Annotated in this window: 1 protein-coding gene; it reads right to left on the bottom strand. The window is 81.2% G+C overall.

Going from position 1 to position 330, the window contains the following annotated elements:
- Positions 1-330 (bottom strand): KR domain-containing protein (locus PUR56_RS03480; protein ID WP_329947795.1); only part of this gene is annotated, 330 nt, incomplete at both ends.

A 330-nucleotide genomic window follows, 5' to 3' on the forward strand; every position in this document is an offset into this window, starting at 1 on the left:
AGCCGGCCGGTCACGGTCACCTCGCGGACCGACGCCCGCACCTCCGGCAGGTCGGCCAGCACCGACGCCGGCCGCAGCACGCCGGACTCGGCGGCGAACCGGTCCCACCGCACGTCCGCGACGACCACCGCCGGCTCGCCTCCGCCCACCGCGGCGGCCAGCGCGGCCAGCGCGGCCGCGGGGGGCAACTGGGAGAGGCCCGAGCGGCGGAACTGCGCGGAGCCCGCGTGGCCGGCCATCATGCCGGCGTCGGCCCAGGGTCCCCAGGCGATCGAGGTGGCCGGCAGCCCGCGGGCCGCGCGGTGCTCCGCGAGCGCGTCGAGCGCCGCG

The sequence above is a fragment of the Streptomyces sp. BE303 genome (assembly GCF_036290945.1).
Lineage (GTDB): Bacteria > Actinomycetota > Actinomycetes > Streptomycetales > Streptomycetaceae > Kitasatospora.